This is a genomic window from Candidatus Defluviilinea gracilis (assembly GCA_016716235.1).
Taxonomy (GTDB): Bacteria; Chloroflexota; Anaerolineae; order Anaerolineales; family Villigracilaceae; genus Defluviilinea; species Defluviilinea gracilis.
The window spans coordinates 50,418-64,507 of sequence record JADJWS010000003.1 but is presented as its reverse complement, the minus strand read 5'-3'; the positions used below and the strand labels follow the sequence as shown (position 1 = coordinate 64,507).

Annotated in this window: 14 protein-coding genes; 7 read left to right on the top strand and 7 right to left on the bottom strand. The window is 50.6% G+C overall.

Annotated elements, in window-relative coordinates:
- Position 1: 1 nt before the first annotated feature.
- The 7 genes from IPM31_14080 (at position 2) to IPM31_14050 (ending at position 8,568) form a co-directional block, all read left to right on the top strand.
- Positions 2-754, top strand: coding sequence for a nucleotidyltransferase family protein (locus IPM31_14080; GenBank protein ID MBK9008107.1), 753 nt, complete (start codon positions 2-4; stop codon positions 752-754).
- Between the two features lie 107 nt (positions 755-861).
- Complete coding sequence (locus tag IPM31_14075) at positions 862-2,052, top strand: extracellular solute-binding protein (GenBank protein ID MBK9008106.1); 1,191 nt, start codon at positions 862-864, stop codon at positions 2,050-2,052.
- An 86-nt stretch (positions 2,053-2,138) separates the two neighbouring features.
- Complete coding sequence (locus IPM31_14070) at positions 2,139-3,026, top strand: ABC transporter permease subunit (GenBank protein ID MBK9008105.1); 888 nt, start codon at positions 2,139-2,141, stop codon at positions 3,024-3,026.
- Positions 3,023-3,898 (top strand): ABC transporter permease subunit, encoded by an 876-nt coding sequence (locus IPM31_14065; GenBank protein MBK9008104.1) that lies wholly within the window; start codon positions 3,023-3,025, stop codon positions 3,896-3,898. Before IPM31_14070 ends, IPM31_14065 begins: the two co-directional genes overlap by 4 nt.
- Positions 3,899-3,916: 18 nt before the next feature.
- The gene (locus IPM31_14060) at positions 3,917-4,981 is read left to right on the top strand and encodes an ABC transporter ATP-binding protein (GenBank protein ID MBK9008103.1); all 1,065 of its coding nucleotides are present in this window, start codon (positions 3,917-3,919) and stop codon (positions 4,979-4,981) included.
- Between the two features lie 92 nt (positions 4,982-5,073).
- Positions 5,074-5,973 carry a phosphotransferase family protein gene (locus tag IPM31_14055; GenBank protein ID MBK9008102.1) on the top strand — a complete coding sequence of 300 codons (900 nt, stop codon included), beginning with the start codon at positions 5,074-5,076 and terminating at the stop codon, positions 5,971-5,973.
- A gap of 171 nt (positions 5,974-6,144) precedes the next feature.
- Positions 6,145-8,568 (top strand): FAD-dependent oxidoreductase, encoded by a 2,424-nt coding sequence (locus tag IPM31_14050; protein MBK9008101.1) that lies wholly within the window; start codon positions 6,145-6,147, stop codon positions 8,566-8,568.
- Positions 8,569-8,616: 48 nt separating this feature from the next.
- Here the strand turns inward: IPM31_14050 and IPM31_14045 are convergent, their stop codons facing one another.
- The 7 genes from IPM31_14045 to IPM31_14015 all read right to left on the bottom strand — a co-directional run bounded on the left by IPM31_14045 (position 8,617) and on the right by IPM31_14015 (position 13,962).
- Complete coding sequence (locus IPM31_14045) at positions 8,617-9,063, bottom strand: hypothetical protein (GenBank protein MBK9008100.1); 447 nt, start codon at positions 9,061-9,063, stop codon at positions 8,617-8,619.
- A 346-nt stretch (positions 9,064-9,409) separates the two neighbouring features.
- A complete protein-coding gene (locus IPM31_14040; GenBank protein ID MBK9008099.1) occupies positions 9,410-9,979 on the bottom strand; it encodes a DoxX family membrane protein in 570 nt (189 codons plus the stop codon).
- A gap of 705 nt (positions 9,980-10,684) precedes the next feature.
- Positions 10,685-11,404, bottom strand: a complete 720-nt coding sequence (locus IPM31_14035; GenBank protein ID MBK9008098.1) for a hypothetical protein — start codon at positions 11,402-11,404, stop codon at positions 10,685-10,687.
- Between the two features lie 85 nt (positions 11,405-11,489).
- On the bottom strand, positions 11,490-11,717 hold the full coding sequence (locus IPM31_14030) for a helix-turn-helix transcriptional regulator (GenBank protein MBK9008097.1): 228 nt from the start codon (positions 11,715-11,717) through the stop codon (positions 11,490-11,492).
- A gap of 192 nt (positions 11,718-11,909) precedes the next feature.
- A complete protein-coding gene (locus tag IPM31_14025; GenBank protein ID MBK9008096.1) occupies positions 11,910-12,878 on the bottom strand; it encodes an ISAs1 family transposase in 969 nt (322 codons plus the stop codon).
- Positions 12,879-13,382: 504 nt separating this feature from the next.
- Entirely contained in the window at positions 13,383-13,724 is a 342-nt protein-coding gene (locus IPM31_14020) for a type II toxin-antitoxin system PemK/MazF family toxin (protein ID MBK9008095.1), read from the bottom strand.
- The gene (locus IPM31_14015; GenBank protein MBK9008094.1) at positions 13,714-13,962 is read right to left on the bottom strand and encodes a hypothetical protein; all 249 of its coding nucleotides are present in this window, start codon (positions 13,960-13,962) and stop codon (positions 13,714-13,716) included. Before IPM31_14015 ends, IPM31_14020 begins: the two co-directional genes overlap by 11 nt.
- Positions 13,963-14,090 lie beyond the last annotated feature (128 nt).

Sequence of the window (14,090 nt, the reverse complement as noted above, 5' to 3'; positions counted from 1 at the left end):
CGTGCCTTTTCAGCCAGACGCCTATATTGAAATGAATCGGTTGATCGCCGCTGCCGGCGAGCAGTCCATCCTTTTGCGCGCGCTTGGCGGGCTGGCAGTGAAGGCGCATCACACAGCGGAACATCCGATATTCACGCGCGATTTTGGCGACCTCGACCTGATCGTTGAGGCGAAGCGGCGCCGCGAGTTTCAAGAATTTATGGAGCAGGCTGGATATTCCCCGCACAAAAAATTTAATTTGCTGAACGGCGACCAGCGGCAGATCTATTTTCACAACGACTCCGAGATGAAGGTGGATGTTTTCGTCGGCACGTTTGTGATGTGTCACAAGATTCCCCTCGAAGATAGACTCCATCTTCATCCGGTCACGATCCCGCCCGCGGAATTGTTGCTGACGAAAGCGCAGATCGCGGATCTGAACCGCAAAGACGCGCTGGATATCGCTTCGCTTCTTCTCTACGTGGAAACTGGTTCAAGCGATGAGAATTGCATCAACCTTCGGCGTCTTGAGTTGTTGTGCGGCGCCGATTGGGGCTTGTACAAAACTACCGCGATCAACTTGAAGCGTGTCGAAGAAACCGTAAGCGAGGAGTCGCTTGCGCTGGCTGAATCAGAACGAAGTCAGATTAAGAAGCGGATTGGCGAAATCCTGCAGGTGTTCGACTCCATGCCGAAGTCCATCCAATGGAAGATGCGAGATAAAGTCGGCACGCGCGTGCGCTGGTATGAGGAGGTGGAGGAAGTCGCCCGTTAAAGTGGTCTTTACAAATGATTAACCGTGTTTGAAATGTTCAGTATATAATCGAAAACGATGGAGAGCATGTGGCTCTCCACAAGTCAATGTATCTCAAAGGAGAGAGAATGAAGACTAGAAAGAGTTTGTACAAGCTATTCTCGTTGTTGCTTCTCGCGAGCCTTGCGCTTGCCGCATGCGGACCCGCCGCGACCGAAGCGCCCGCCGCAACGGAACCGCCTGCCGCGACTGAGGCGCCAGCCACCGAAGCCCCCGCAACTGCGGCGCCCGCCGCCGACCCGATGGCGGATTTGATCGCCGCCGCGCAAGCGGAAGGTATGCTCACCACCATCGCGCTCCCGCACGACTGGTGCAATTACGGCGAAGCCATCGAGACCTTCAAGTCGAAATATGGGCTCGAAGTCAACGAATTGAACCCAGACGCCGGCTCCGGCGATGAGATCGAAGCCATCAAAGCGAACAAGGATAACCCCGGTCCGCAGGCTCCCGATGTCATTGACGTTGGTTTTGCGTTCGGTCCTTCCTCCAAGGCTGAGGGACTGATCCAGCCGTACAAAGTTTCCACGTGGGATTCGATCCCTGCCGATGCCAAGGATGCCGAAGGCTACTGGTATGGCGACTATTACGGTGTGTTGTCCTTCCTCGTGAATACCGATGTTCAGCCTGAAGTCCCGCAAGATTGGGCAGACTTGCTCGACCCGAAATATAACGGGCAGGTCGCGCTCTCTGGCGATCCTCGCACCTCCAATCAAGCGATTCAATCCGTCTTTGCGGCTTCCCTCGCCAATGGCGGCTCGCTCGATGACGCCCAGCCTGGTCTCGACTATTTCGCCCAGATGAACTCCGCTGGTAACCTCGTCCCGTTGATCGCCAATAACGGCTTGGTTGCTACCGGTGAAACCGCTGTCCGCATTACGTGGGACTACAACGCCCTCGCCGCTGTCGATTCCTTCGAAGGCAACCCGAAGGCTGAGGTTGTGATTCCCGCTTCCGGTCGTTTCGCCGGCGTGTACGTTCAAGCGATCAGCGCCTACGCTCCGCACCCGAACGCCGCCAAGTTGTGGATGGAATTCCTCTATTCAGATGAAGGTCAGACGATCTGGATGAAGGGTTACTGCCACCCGATCCGCGAACAAGATATGCGCGATCGCGGCGTGATCCCAGCCGACTTGCTTGCCAAGTTGCCTGATGTATCCGGCGCAGTGTTCCCGACCGTTGCTCAGTTGGATGCCGCCAAAGCGCTCATCACCGGAAATTGGGATGCCGCTGTCGGCGCGAACATTCAAGCCGCTCCGTAAGGAAATTTTCTGCACCAAAAACGCGAGACCCTGCCGCACGGCAGGGTCTCGCCCAATAGCACGAAGATTGTTTGAGGACTTCTGACATGGCTCAAACTTCCATAGCCCTTCCGAAAATCAAAGAACCTTCAAATCTCAAAAACTGGCTGGGCGTATCCCCGTTTTTTTTGTTTGCCATCATGTTCATCATCTTCCCTTCGTTGTATCTTGTGGAAGGGAGTTTTTTCAATCAAGAGGGGCAGTTTACGCTGGAAAATTATGCCCTGCTTCTCCAAACCCCGTCAATTGTCAACGCATATAAATTGAGCATTCAAATCAGCGCGGCAACCGCCATTGGAGGCGGGATATTTGGTTTCCTGCTTGCGTACTCGATTACGGTGGGCGGCTTGCCGCGACAATTACGCTCAGCGTTGATCACCTTCTCTGGCGTTGCTTCGAACTTCGCCGGTGTTCCTCTGGCGTTTGCATTTATCGCCACCCTGGGCAGACGCGGATTTGTCACACTCCTGCTGAAAGACAACTTGAATATTGATTTGTATCAAGCGGGTTTCGACTTGTACACGTTTTGGGGATTAACAGCCATTTACATGTTCTTTCAATTCCCTTTGATGGTGCTGGTGATGGTCCCCGCGCTGGACGGTTTGAAGCGCGAATGGCGCGAAGCCGCCGAAAATCTGGGCGCATCCTACTTCCAATATTGGACGCGGGTTGCCATGCCGATCCTGCTTCCCTCCATCCTCGGTTCGATGATCCTTTTATTTGGCAACGCCTTCGGAGCCTACGCCACCGCCTACGCCTTGACCGGCGGCAGGCTGGGCATCATCACCATACAGATCGGCGCGCAGATCCGCGGAGATGTGTTGCATAACCCCGGCTTGGGCTATGCCATGGCAATGGGGATGGTCATCATTATGGCGGTGTCGCTTCTTGGGTATTCGTGGCTTCAAAAGGTTTCTGAAAGGTGGTTGCGATGAGCGAATCATCTGTTGATGTCTCGATCGGGCGGGATCGAAAACGCTGGTCGCTATTGCGGATCGGCGGTCGGTTTTGGAGTTGGGTCTGGTTCATCCTCGGCGCGATCTATTTCCTCGTGCCATTATTCGCCACCTTGCGGCACTCCCTCCGCATGGAGCGGGATGTTCTCGGCTTCAAAGCCTATGAACGCGCCTTTGAAGACCCAAGCTTTCTGGAAACCTTTTTATTGTCCAATGCCCTTGCGGTCGCGACAATTATTTGCAGCGCCATCCTAATCGTTCCGACTGCTTACTGGATTCGATTGCGTGTGCCCCAAGCACGGCGGATCGCGGAATTCATCACGCTGTTGCCGTTCGTCATCCCGGCGATCATCCTCGTGTTCGGTCTCATCCGAACGTATAGCACGCATTTCACCATACCGTTTACCGATATTGAATTGTTCCAGCCCTTAACTACGACGAAATTTGGAACGTACGCGTTGATCACCGCCGGCTACATGGTGCTTGCCATGCCCTACATGTACCGCTCGGTGGACACCGGTATGCGCGTGGTGGACATCCGCACGTTGACCGAAGCCGCGCAAAGTTTGGGCGCAGGGTGGTTTACCATCATCACGCAAGTCATTCTGCCCAATGTTCGGTCGGCGTTATTGAGCGGAGCGTTGCTCACATTTGCGATCGTCGTCGGCGAAGTGACGTTAGCCTCGTTCCTTGGCGTGGACGCATTCGGTCCATACCTGTTTTTGATCGGTCAGCATAAAGCGTATGAACCTGCCGCGTTGTCGTTTGTCACCTTCCTGATGACCTGGCTTGCCATGGGCATGATCCAATTTGTCACCGGCGGGCAGGGACAAGCCACAGGCGCGCACTAAAGATATTTGCAGCGGAGAATCCTCATGTCTTATTTGACTCTTGAAAATGTGACCAAACAATTTGGCGATGTGGTAGTGGTCGATAAATTCAACCTCGGCATAGAGAAAGGTGAATTCGTCTCGTTCCTCGGTCCCTCAGGCTGTGGAAAGACGACGACGCTACGCATGGTCGCTGGGTTTGAACTCCCAACCTCTGGCAAGATTACACTGGGCGGCGTTGATATTACCGACAAAGCCCCGAACCAGCGCAACGTTGGAATGATCTTTCAGGCATACGCGCTCTTCCCGAATATGACTGTCGCGCAAAACATTGGCTTTGGTCTGCGCATTCGCAAGACGAATGCAACTGATGTTCACGCCCGCGTAGATGAAATGCTCAACCTCGTCAACCTCGAGAAGCACGCCAACAAATATCCCTACCAACTTTCAGGCGGACAGCAACAACGTGTCTCGCTCGCCCGCGCGCTTGCCATCCGTCCCGAAGTGCTTCTGCTCGATGAACCGCTCTCCGCGTTGGATGCGAAGATCCGTGTTTCACTGAGGCAGGAGATCCGAGCGATTCAAAAGCGTTTAGGTATCACCGCCATCTTTGTCACGCACGATCAGGAAGAAGCGTTATCCATTTCAGATCGAATCGTGGTGATGAACGTCGGCGAGATGGAACAAGTCGGCACTCCCTTTGAAATTTATAACTTTCCCAAAACGCAATTCGTGGCGAACTTTGTCGGCTCGCTCAACAATGCCGATGCCGAAGTGGTTGACCCCGCGAACGGAATCCTTGCGATGGACGGCGTCCACTTCAAGACAGCCGAAGAGGATTTCGCAAGCCGCAAGAAAGGCGACAAGGTAAAAATTTCCGTGCGACCCGAGCGTTTCAGTTTTGCCGTTGAGCCGAAGAAAGATAACGTCATTGATTGCACCATCGAAACCATTACTTTCCTGGGTTCGGTGGTCCGCATCCAAATCAAAATTGGCAACACCAATTTCAACATGGACACGTTCAACAATCCCTTCCTTGAACTGCCTGCCATCGGCGCGAAAGAGCAGGTGATGTGTTCGAAGGAAGCGGTGTTGGTTCTTTGAAAAGACAGTAAACAGGTACACAAGTAAACAGGTAGACAAGCAGACACGTGTGTACGTGTTTCCGTGTCTACTTGTTTACGTTTGAGGAGAGCATGTCCGTCATTGATGAAGTTGTCACAAAAATTCCCGAATGGAATGGAAAAAATATTTCCGTCACGCCGCTCTCTGGCGGACTGACCAACTCCAATTTCAAAGTGGAAGTGGATGGCACGCCGTATTTTGTGCGTGTGCCTGGCGCCAGCACCGAGCTCCTCGCGATTGACCGCGCCAACGAATACCACAACACCAAATCTGCGTCGCAGGCGGGCGTTGCGCCGAAGATTTTTTATCACCTGCCCGAATACAACGTGATGGTGATTGAATTCTTGAATGGCAAAACCATGTCGAAGGATTCGCTCAACGAGTCGGGACAACCGACGCGCATGGCGCAAGCCATCAAGCGACTCCACGCTGGTCCACGCTTCCTCCTCGACTTCAACATGTTCCGCCTCACGGAATATTATCTCAGCCTCTGCCGTGACCGCGCCATCAAAATCCCCGATGGATATTTGGATAGAATGTCCACAGTGAATCGCATCGAGGAAGCGATGAATGCCAAGCCGCTTGCAACCGTTCCTTGCAACAATGACTTGCTCGCTGAAAACTACATTGACGATGGGAGTCAACTCTGGCTCATTGACTACGAATACAGCGGCAACAACGACCCAACATTTGAACTTGGCAATACCTGTCAAGAAATGCAATTCTCTGATTCTCAAATCTCAGAAGTTTGCGCCGCGTATTTCGGCAAAGCGACTCCCGCCATGATCGCGCGCATGAAGTTGAATATGATCATGTCCGATGTGGGCTGGGGACTCTGGGCGGCGATCCAGGCGGATATCTCCACCATTGACTTCGACTTCTGGGGCTGGGCAATCGAACGCTGGGGCAGGGCGGAGGAAAAGATGGACTCGAGGAAGTTTGAGGGGTGGTTGGCTGATGTGGAAAAATGATTCGCGTCTTGGGGAGTCTAATCCCGAAGGGATGGTAGGATTATAGAATCGTCGAAGTTTTGTCCAATCCCGAAGGGATGACATAATGCCACCCCTTCGGGGTTTGAATTCGATCATGCGTGATCTAGAATCATTTGACCCCCTCGGGGTCGTTTCAACAAAAAGGTGAAAATGAAAACCCAAGCAGAAATCGTCGTTATCGGCGGCGGAATTTACGGAACGAGCGTTGCATACCATTTACATAAACTCGGCAAGCGCGACATTGTCTTGCTGGAGAAAGGCGATATCGCCAGCGGAGAATCGTCTCACGCGGCGGGAGTGGTGACGCAGTTCGCCACGTCGAAGACGATGATGTCGTTCCGCAAATATTCCATCGAATTGTGGAGCGAGCTCGGGTTCTTTCACCACGTCGGGAGTTTGAGGGTGGCGTCCAGCGCGAACCAGCTCAAAGAGTTGGAAAGAAGCGTGAGTCGGGCGAAGGCGATCGGCATGGAGGTGGAGATCATCTCCCCAGCCGAAGCGGTCCGAATCATGCCGCAGATCACCGACAAGAATCTCTACGGCGCGATCTATCTTCCGCGCGATGGGCATCTTTCCCCATACGACACGACGACGGGGCTGGCGCGCATCATCAAAGAGATGGGCGTGGACGTTAACACGAACACGCGCGTCACAGGACTCGAACTTTCGCCGCGCGGAGAAATTCAATCGGTGATCACCGATAAGGGCGCGATCAAAACGAATCTTGTGATCAACGCGGCGGGCATGTGGGCGCCGCGACTCGCCGCGATGGTGGGCGTGCCGTTGCCGACCACACCCGTTGACCATCAGCACATCACGCTCAAAGCGGTGGCGGGACATGAGTTCCCGAAGAACACGCCGTGTCTGCGCGACCCCGATAATTTGGTGTACATGCGCGAAGAGCAGGGCGGACTCGTGATCGGCGGCTACGAACCGAACCCGCCCGCGCGTTGGATTGACGGCACGCCGTGGGAACATGGCAACGCGACTCTGCCGCATTCGTATCAACGATTTGAGATGTTGCTTGAAGGCGCGATTCGGCGCATCCCATTTTTGAAAGACGCGGGCATCATAGACATCACGTGTCACCCTGGCGCGTACACGCCCGATTGCCAACCGATGCTCGGACCCGTCGCTGGCGCGCGCGGATTGTGGATGTTGGCGGGCATGTCGCTCAACGGTTATGGCGGCGCGGGCGGCATGGGCAAACTGCTCGCCGAATGGATCGTCGAAGGTGAAGCGCCGATGGACGTCAACGTGTATCGCGCCACGCGCTTCGGAAATTATTTTACCGATCCGCAATATGCCGCGGAGCGCACGGTCGAGAGCGTGAAATATTATTATGCGATTCGTTTCCCCAACGATGAAAATGAAGCGGCGCGTCCGCATCGCATGAGTCCCGTTTATCATCGCACGCAAGAACTCGGCGCGGTCTTCGGCGAAAAATTTGGATGGGAGCGCGTGTTGTATTATTCGCCCGATAAAAAATGGCGGCGCGCGGGCGCGGATCAAAAAACGTGGGGCTGGAACAAGCCTCCGTATTTCGAGCGCGTCGGCGAAGAACATAAAGCCACACGCGAACGCGCCACGTTGTTCGATCTCACGTCGTTCGGCAAGATCGAAGTCACGGGTCGCGATACGTTGAAACTTTTGCAACGCGTTACCGACTCGAATGTTGATAAACCCGTCGGCAGTACCACCTACACTCAATTTCTCAACACGCGCGGCGGCGTCGAAGCCGATGTCACTGTGGCGCGCATCGAGCAAAATAAATTTTGGGTTGTTACGGGTTCGGGATTCATCGCCAACGATCTGGCGTGGCTTCAAATGCACACGCAAGATGATGACGACGTGACTCTACGCGACATCACAACGGATTGGGCGACTCTCGCCATCATGGGACCAAAGTCCCGCTCGATTCTTTCCAAGGTGACGCCTGATTCAGTTACGAATGAAGCGTTCCCATATCTGACAGCGCGCTTCATCGCCATCAACGGAGTCAAAGTCTGGGCGCAGAGAGTCAGTTATGTTGGCGAACTCGGCTGGGAGTTATACATCCCCAACAACCGCGCCTCGATGGTCTGGGACTTGTTGATGCACGCGGGCAAAGGCTTCGGCATGGAAGTCGGCGGCTACAAAGCGATGGATTCCCTCCGCCTCGAAAAAGCCTATCGCTACTACACCACCGACGTGACCCAACTCGAAACCCCGTTCGAAGCAGGCTTGGGATTCTGCGTCAACTTTGACAAAGGCGAATTCATCGGCAAGTCTGCATTGCTCGAGAAGAAACAAAAAGGCTTCGCCACAAAATTGTGCACGCTGATTTTAGATGGCGAAGACTTCACCCAAATCTACGGCGGCGAAGCGATCTACCACGAAGGCAAAGTCCTCACCCGCGTGAGAAGCGGCGGATACGGCTACACCGTGAAGAAAAATATCCTGCTCGCCTATCTGCCGCTTGAGCTGGCAAAAGCAGGCACTCGCGTGGATGTCGAGTTGATCGAAGGTATGCGCGTCGCGGAGGTGTCCGCGCCTGTGTTGTATGACCAGAAAGGGGAGAAGTTGAAGGCTTAAATTCTCAGCTGCTGATTTTGCGGACTTTTGAGTGTTTCTTTGAAAATTTCATGGGACATGCAATGTGGATAACACCATTTCTCCCAAGGTTTTACACTCGTCCCATTCGGATGGTTTGGCTTGAAGCATCACAACTGCCACTCCTAAGCTGTAATCGTAGCCATTTAGTGATTGATCTTCGATATAAAGGGCTGTAATCAGTCCAGGTGGGGTTTTGTCAGAAACTGTAACTTGATATCTGATGTCGCCTAGTTGAAGGATTTCATCGGGAATCGGGAAGTTGCCTGAAGGCCCAACTTCTTCTAATTGACACTTTTCAAGAACCAAAGATTGAAGGAAACCTACATCTACCCTTTTCCATTTAGAAGTATCGTAATTCATGATAAGAGGGGGATAAAACAAGAATGCAAATACACCCGGTGGAACTGGAGTCGGGGTATTTGTGACAATTGGAGTAGGGGGGGGCATAATGTCTTTCAGGCTCTCTGTTTCCATGGAAGCCGCAGTTAGACCAAATTCGGTTTGTAGCGTCTTCGTCGCCGCGGGCGATGTTGGCAATTGAGTAGGCGAAGTAATAATTGCACAACTCGGGCTAATGAAAAACACAAGCAAAGAAACCGATAGAATCCTAGTCTGATTTTTCAAGAACATAATTAATCACTCACTAACCATTTCTAATCGGCAGACTACCTCTCTTTATTTGAAGTGGAGAGATATGTGCCAAGAGAATCGATCTTTTTGTGCAATGCCTCAATCTCGCGTGCTAATGCAATAATCGTCAAGCCACTTACAATCATGATTAGCCACAATACGATATAACTTACGAGCCAAAATCCAGTCATCATTCCTCCAAAGTCATTCGCTGTAACATCCGATACAACTGCCGTACAAGCACGGCAAAAATCGACGCGCCTGCACAAATAAGCACAAACGGTAGAAGTATCTCCGTCATCAATGATCTTTCCCAAACGAGTGGATGGTTGTCCAATGACATTAAGCCGCCACCCCAGATCGCTATACAGAAAGCGACTATCAACAGAGCAACGTTACGACCAACAAGTTGATAGTTGACTTTTTGAGTATGTTTCGCCCCAAAACAGCCACATTCTAAATTTGTATATCCACGCATTAAACTTAATGCAATAACGGCAGTAAAAAGTATAAGCATAATCCCGCTGAAAACTGCAATCGCTCGAGTCTGCCACCCCACTAATAACAAACTACCAATAACTGCCTCTGTGCCAATTAGGATAAAAGCAATCGGTTGTACTGATGCGCTAGGGATGAGATTGAAGGCGGCTAATGTGGTTGCGAAGCGACGTGGCTGACCAGCCTTTCCGATAAATGAGGACAGAAAGATTACTCCGAGAAGTAGACGAAAAAACGTTAGTGTCAGAGGCTGAATATCCATGAGACTCATGACTATGGAGTGTTACAATACCGACCGATAGTGTTCAGGAAGTTTATGGGTAGTTTTGATAAAGCACAAACGCGACAGAAAAAATGCTTCAATCACAAACTTGAGCATTATCCCATGTAAATTTGTAGATATTTGTGGAAGTAGTTACGGTTGCACCACAACAAGGTGCAACCACTGACCCGCCTAATCTTTCCATATGGGAATGGGCTCCAGTGGAACAACCGGTACATGATCCTGTCGTGGCAGTTCCAAGCAATAAGATGCTACTAGTTAGGTTATATATCCCGCCATTTGTAACTGCAGGATTTGAGACATGCCCATACATAACAGTTCCAATATAGCAGTAACCTGTGTTGTTTAACCCGTATAATTCCACACTTATCGTGCGTTTAAAATTGTCACCACAACTAGCACTGCCACAGCAATGAAGTCCTATATAAGTAATAGCTCTACGCACATTCGGGTAATTAACTCGGAGATACACATTACCACTCCCTCCTATGTCAACGGGATTAGACCAACCCCGACATGTGCCATGTTGGTTACCAGATCCATTACAATTACCATCTGGATTTGAACAATTGCCATTGCAGTAGTTATTCCGACCAGTAATACATCCCGAGAATGGGCTTCTAACATAAACTGTTACAATAGCCATTTTATCCTCCGTAGCATTAAGAATATGCCCAAACTATATCAGTTTTCAACAAGGGACCCTCCAACTTTTTCGGGGTTGTCATGCCATCCATCGTACTCCATAAACATAGTGTAGAGTATATTTTTCTTTATCCATTGCAATGTATAGCCTTGTTCAGTAGGTATCATAATACCTCGTTTAGGGGTATAAACTACTTTCTCGGGCTTTTTGACAACATATTCATCATCGAGGATAAAGTCGCCTGCATCTTTTTTAGGGTAAGCAAGCACGGGCCATACTGGATATGGTTGGGCAAATATTGGGCGAGCCGAAAGGCTAATCAATGATTCCTGATTATCTTCAAAACCAAAGTCGAGTCTTGCTTCCCATACCTCTCCCGAACCAGCGAATCTAACGACATATCCTTGTAAGAATGTCATTTTATGAGGCAATGAACCAGGAACAAATAGGCGGAAGTCAATACTGGTTTTTAATTTTTCGATATTATCGAATACCAAAACTTCTCCTCTGTATGCAACCACGTCAGGATCAAATTCATCACCTTCATCTACCTGGCAAAGAATGGGGCTAGGTGCACACCCAACGAAAAATGGAATCGGAGCATCTAGATCAAGGAGCACAAAGCCCTCATACAATTCTCCTTCCGGCGAACCCTCGCCATATGACCCGAGAGAAGATACTCTTAGCAGTTTGTTCAACGGTGTTAATACGAAACCAAATGCCCCGATCATTTTGATGAAGTCGCGTCGGCTCAGCATGGGTGTTTACTCCCTTCTTGTAAACATATAGAATCATAGTACAACTAATCCGCCTTAACTTCAACTTGCGGATTCCCGAGGGTTGTTACTTTTCGTACAAGCGAATCAATTTCGCAACCGCCTCGGCTCGGCAACAAACATTCAATTTTGCATAGATATAGGTCAGGTGAACTTCAACTGAGCGCGTGACCATCCCAAGTTGTAAGGCAATTTGCTTTGTACTTTTCCCATTTTTCAACAATTGTATTACCTGTGCTTCTCTCTTGGTGAATACTATTGCTTCAGCAATTACTGATATATTTTCATCCATCATCGCGACCTCCTCTTCCTACGATGAATTTGCCCAAAAAGAAAACGATTATCAACTCATTGGCCGAATTGATTAGACAAGTCTATCATAGTGATATGGCTTTACCAAAGTAGAGAAAAAGGTGTGGTGAGTAGGGCAAAGGCTTGTGAGATGTGCGCGGCAAACCAGCGACGGGCGTGAGCGGCATTATGAAATTTAGCCTGTCGAATGAGAGCCAAAACAAGATTGTTGAGGAGCCATGACTTTTCCAGTATTGCCGACAGTCATGCGAGTAGCATCTTCTTTGAAAGTGACATCTCTGCGATAATGCAACCCGGTCTCAATGCCCCAATGGGCGCGGCGAATATGCAAGAGGCGGGCGGGAGTGGCTTGGGTACGGGTCAAACTGGTAATGCCGAATTCGATTTCATGGGAAGTACGGTAGCAGCGTCCAGAACGCCACCATTGGAATTGACGTTCCAAACGGTAGACTTGCGCCAGACCCGGCCAAGTCGAATAGGGGTTGAGCATTTCACTGGTGGTCATCGTGCGAGTTTCAAGGCGGCCATGCCCTTTGTTGACTTTTTGAGCCGTGAGGAAATCGGTCTGGATTTTCCCAAAACCAGGCTTCGGATATTCAGGGGCAAAGAGTTGCTGAATGTGTTGGTATAAGTGCAATTGATTTTCCTTGACTGGCAGAACATAGTCGCCGCCTTGGCTCACAATCTGAGTGGCTAGGGCTCTTTGAGTGTGAATCGCATCTGCGGTGACCACTTTGTGTGAGATTTCCACAGGGTGTAGGGCTTTGGAGGCTTTCGTGATTTCATTTTCTTTGCGACCCACTTCCACCTGCGACAGTACTTTTGCCTGTTCCACATCATAGACACTCAACAAATATTCTCCCGCCTCTTCATCCTTCTTGCGCATGCCGCGCACCGCCTTCCCATCCAGCGCATACACTTCCCCGTGCGCACCACCCTGGTTGTATTCCCCCACCAACCTCTCGATCTCTTCCTGATAGACCACGTGTGCCATGATCCGACGATACGTATTGTAATGCGGCAGGCTGGGTCGCTCCAGACGCAATAACTTCACAAGCTGCTCCTGATGGTTGCTGGCCCAATCCGCAATTTCCATCGGTCGATCACTGCCACACAACTTTGCCAGCACAATGATCATCAGCACAGTTTCCAGACGGTAACGCTTCCCTTGGCCTTCCGAACATCCGTTAACTGACAGAACCGTTCATACACACTCCCGCGTTCATACTCAAAGCCCTCCGCACTGAACTCTCGTTCAACTTTGCCTGTGCTATACTCCATTTTAGATCCTCCTCGGTCTTTTTGCTTGTCTCTACTCGCAATTGTACCGAGAAGGATCTACTTTTTGCTCTTTGTCAACCTACTTTGGTAAAGCCATAATCATAGTGAAAAAAAAATGACAACCCCTATTTGTCCCATTTTCTCGCATCATTCTGTTGTTCTATGTGCAAGCCGTTTTTTGTATAACGAGAACGGCGTATAATACCCCCATGCCAAAATCCCCTCCTGAATATGTTGGCTTTGGGATGCTGACGCCTGAAAGCCAAAGGTGACAGCCATCACGAAGATGACCGTCACCTTTGCATGCCGAACGGGTGGACAAAAAATCGGAGCCTCTCGACTCCGATTAGATGGCAATTGCTACCTCTTATTTAATTCCAAATAGCAATTTCAGCTTTGCATCCACTTCCTTTTGAGCGGGCGTGGATAATTGTCCCAATTCACGGACGATAACACTTGTCGCAACCGTCATCATGCGATGGAGTTGTAAAGCCGAAGAGACGCGCAATCCTGTGGCGGAAAAGTCCTTGTCCGATTCTGTGAATACGATGTCAGTAGAGAGCGGCTTGTTGGGAACGCGGCTGGTGATGAATGCCAGAACAACATGCTTGTGTTCACTAATTGGCTCGGTAAGACAAACCGCAGGACGGACCTTCGCGCTGGAAAGATCGTCAAACGGAAACGGGACAAGCACCACCTTATACTTCATAGAACGGTTTGCCGTCACTGATGGAGTAAATATCTTCTTCGGGGTCGCGTAGATACTCAAAGGCGGGATTGTTCAAGGAGACTGTTAGCCATTCCGCTTCTGTCCAATCATCGGCGATTTCTGTCAGCGGTGAAAGGACAATCACACGGACGCGTTTCGGTCCCGCGAAAGGAAGCAAACCATCCACTTGAAGTTTATGGTTTTCGTCAACCGTCCCTGTCATTTCTATGGCTGTCATCGGGGCTTCCATCTTGCACATTTCCTTTCTATGGATTAGCGGAGAAAACTCGATTCGGTTTTCGCTATTATAACCCTGTGATGCGGCAGATGAAAACGAACTTTTCGACTCACTCATAGAGAACAGCG

Bases quoted from the DNA above. Each gene is read 5' to 3' on its own strand.
- IPM31_14075 (MBK9008106.1), top strand. From the start codon at position 862: ATGAAGACTAGAAAGAGTTTGTACAAGCTATTCTCGTTGTTGCTTCTC.
- IPM31_14070 (MBK9008105.1), top strand. From the start codon at position 2,139: ATGGCTCAAACTTCCATAGCCCTTCCGAAAATCAAAGAACCTTCAAAT.
- IPM31_14065 (MBK9008104.1), top strand. From the start codon at position 3,023: ATGAGCGAATCATCTGTTGATGTCTCGATCGGGCGGGATCGAAAACGC.
- IPM31_14055 (MBK9008102.1), top strand. From the start codon at position 5,074: ATGTCCGTCATTGATGAAGTTGTCACAAAAATTCCCGAATGGAATGGA.
- IPM31_14050 (MBK9008101.1), top strand. From the start codon at position 6,145: ATGAAAACCCAAGCAGAAATCGTCGTTATCGGCGGCGGAATTTACGGA.
- IPM31_14045 (MBK9008100.1), bottom strand. From the start codon at position 9,063: ATGGAAACAGAGAGCCTGAAAGACATTATGCCCCCCCCTACTCCAATT.
- IPM31_14040 (MBK9008099.1), bottom strand. From the start codon at position 9,979: ATGGATATTCAGCCTCTGACACTAACGTTTTTTCGTCTACTTCTCGGA.
- IPM31_14035 (MBK9008098.1), bottom strand. From the start codon at position 11,404: ATGCTGAGCCGACGCGACTTCATCAAAATGATCGGGGCATTTGGTTTC.
- IPM31_14030 (MBK9008097.1), bottom strand. From the start codon at position 11,717: ATGATGGATGAAAATATATCAGTAATTGCTGAAGCAATAGTATTCACC.
- IPM31_14020 (MBK9008095.1), bottom strand. From the start codon at position 13,724: ATGAAGTATAAGGTGGTGCTTGTCCCGTTTCCGTTTGACGATCTTTCC.
- IPM31_14015 (MBK9008094.1), bottom strand. From the start codon at position 13,962: ATGACAGCCATAGAAATGACAGGGACGGTTGACGAAAACCATAAACTT.